This window comes from Deltaproteobacteria bacterium, from assembly GCA_009929795.1.
Taxonomy (GTDB): Bacteria; Desulfobacterota; Desulfovibrionia; order Desulfovibrionales; family Desulfomicrobiaceae; genus RZZR01.
Map to the genome: position 1 here is coordinate 1 of RZZR01000233.1, position 2,906 is coordinate 2,906.

Here is a 2,906-nt window from a genome sequence, read left to right on the forward strand (position 1 = left end):
CACGAGCGCCGACCATATCCGCCATGATGCCGAGCATCATTGTCTCCTGCTCAGCAGATTGATTGAGGATTCCGAGGCCTCAGACAAGACAGGTGCCCTCGATTTCCTGCGTGTCGACGATTCGGTCAGGGTCAAACGACTGCGTAAAGCCATACACATGGCTATCATCGTCCTTGAAGAGAGCCGAAAGTCCTTCAAATCGAAAAATCTGGAAGCTCTCAGAAAACAATTGATCGACGTTCTGGCCGACAACACTTGAACTGGAGCCGTCTATGCGACTGAAAATCTGGGAAACGCGGGACCATCAATGCTCGATTCTCGGGACCTGTTTGAGTCTTGGCGAACTGCGCAGAATTGCCCGAAAATTCAAGGTGACAATGCCCTCCGACGCCACCGATTTCCAGATCCACGCCACATTTGTATCGATGTGCAGGATGAACTGCCCGGCATCGCGCGATATCACCAAGCTTCTCGACCGAAAGTACTCGAAATCATTGCGCACCTTCGGAATGAACAAATCCGACACGGAACTCCGGAGCCTTTGGAGAGAGGCTCTGCGATCGGGCAACATCCCCGGACCCTACTGGGCCATCGCTTCCCACCCCAAAGCCTCCGAGGAATTTCAGGCCGAGGTCTTTGGCGAGGTGCACATGCTCTCCCATCTGGTTGGATCTTCCAACCGGGCCGATGTTCGCAGACTGGCGGCCCTTGAAGAGCGGACTTCTCAACTCCAGGAACGCTGGAATCGCGTCAAGGCCGCCCACCGTCACAGCTTCAGGCTTTTGGTCGAGGAGAACAGAAAGGCCAAGGCCCAAGTAGCCTCCCTGACGGCGGACCTCGAGAGCTACCGGCGGAAATTCGACCTGCGAACAATTGAGGCCTTGCGCAATGAAAACGAGGAACTGAAGGACTCGCTGACCGAGCTTTCCTCCCAGTTGGACCACATGCGAGTGAACGAGGCCCGCATGGCCAGAAGGACCAATAGTCTGGTCGTCCGCAATGACAACCTGGAACTGGAACTGGCCGATAAAGATGCCGAGGTCGAGTTTCTCGAAAAAGAAATCCACCGCTTGCTTTCGGCCCTGGCAAATTCTGGCCCGTGTATCCAAAAATGTGAAAAGGCCGGAACCGAGGCCTGCCCCGGCCCGAACCTCTGTGGCAAGCGAATCCTGTACGTCGGAGGGAGGGCCAATCTCGTTCGCCACTACCGGGCCCTGGTGGAGCGGTACGGCGGCAAGTTCGAGCATCACGACGGAGGTCTCGAGGAATCTCAGGCCACTCTGCCCGTCATCCTGGGAGGCGTGGACGCGGTCGTTTGCCCCGTGGACTGCGTCAGCCACGGTGCCTGCCTGAAGGTCAAGGAGGCCTGCAGGCACAAGGTGAAGCCGTTGAAGCTCGCCCGAAGCTCAGGGCTTTCCAGCCTGGCCAGGATACTCGGGGAACTGGCTGCCAACGAAGAGTTGTTGGACAACTCTCGGCTCGAGGAATGCTGACAAGAAATAATCCGTTTCGGCTGCCTTTTCGGGCCGGAGCAAGCAGAAAGATGGACTGTCCATGAGAACCAAACCGACCATTGTCATCAAACATGAAATACCTGGCCGCCTCCGACTCAAGGTCAAGGCCCTGAAAGGCTCCGCAAGAGATGCCGTCCAGCTGGACGAACTGAAGAATCTCGAGGGCCTTCTCTGGTTGCGGGTCAATCCGGTCTGCGCGAGCCTTGTTCTGGCCTTTGATCCTGAAACCCTCGCACCCCTAACCCTTCTGGACCGGGTCAGGCAGACCTTTCATCCGGCCCAGGTCCCGAAATCCGCTGATCCGGACATGGCCTCGAACTGTGCCTGCCCAAAGGACAACGGACGTCCTGTGCGCAAGGCCCTGATCCGCTTCGTTTCCATATCCGCCGTCTTCGGGGCGGCCGTGATCCGCGAATCCATCTTCAAGGCCAGCGTCGCCCAGACCATCGCCAGCCCCCTTGGGTTGGCCGGGGTGTTCTTCAGCCTGCCATTGATCGTCAGCGGGGTGCGAAAACTCAAGGAAAAGAGGCTCGGCCTGGAAGGCTTTCTGGCCGCCGGCACGGTCACGGCCATCGCTGCCGGCGAGGCCATGACCGCCTTTGAAATCCTGTGGATCAACTCCGGAGCCGAACTGCTCTCGGCCTGGATTGCCGAGAGATCACGAAAGAGCATCGCCGAGATACTTGAAATCACCTCCCACCACACCTTCGTGCTCGTGGACGGAGTCGAGGTCGAAAAAGCCGTCGAGGACGTCCGGATCGGCGACATCGTCGTCCTCCATGGCGGGGAGAAGATCTCCGTGGACGGAATCGTCGTCCACGGAGAAGCCGAGATCAACGAGGCTCCCCTTACCGGCCGCGAAGAAGTGATCTGCCGGGGCCGGGGCGAACGGGTCTTTGCCGGAACCTTCGTCCACAGGGGGGTCATCCGGGTCGAGGCCGCCCGGGTGGGAGATAACACCTACCTCGCCCGGGTCATGCGCAAAGTTCAGGATTCCCTGGAGAACCGGGCCCCCATCGAGGGGGTCGCCGACACTCTGGCCCGGAATCTGGTCAAGGTCGGGCTTGCGACCACGGCCGCGACCTTCGTGGTCACCGGCAGCGCCTGGAGGGCCTTCACCGTCCTCTTGGTCATGGCCTGCCCCTGTGCCACGGTGCTCTCGGCCTCCACGGCCATCAGCGCGGCCATCTCGGCCGCGGCCAAAAAGCATGTCCTCATCAAAGGTGGCCGCTACCTCGAAGAGGCCGGAAAGTGCGACACGGTCTGCTTCGACAAGACCGGCACCCTGACCAATGGGCATCCTGAACTGGTTCATGTCCTTCCCACCCGGGGCATTGACGAACAAGAACTCCTGCGACTCGCGGTTTCGGCCGAGGCCCACAACCACCATCC

Annotated in this window: 3 protein-coding genes; all 3 read left to right on the plus strand. The window is 59.5% G+C overall.

Annotated features, from left to right (window positions below; all coding sequences use genetic code 11):
- Positions 1 to 259, plus strand: a 259-nt coding sequence (locus EOM25_13580; GenBank protein ID NCC26204.1) for a hypothetical protein, incomplete at its 5' end; no start/stop codon positions are given.
- Between the two features lie 13 nt (positions 260 to 272).
- Entirely contained in the window at positions 273 to 1,493 is a 1,221-nt protein-coding gene (locus tag EOM25_13585) for a DUF2325 domain-containing protein (protein ID NCC26205.1), read from the plus strand.
- Between the two features lie 61 nt (positions 1,494 to 1,554).
- Positions 1,555 to 2,906: cation-translocating P-type ATPase (locus EOM25_13590; protein NCC26206.1), on the plus strand; the 1,352-nt coding region annotated here is incomplete at its 3' end.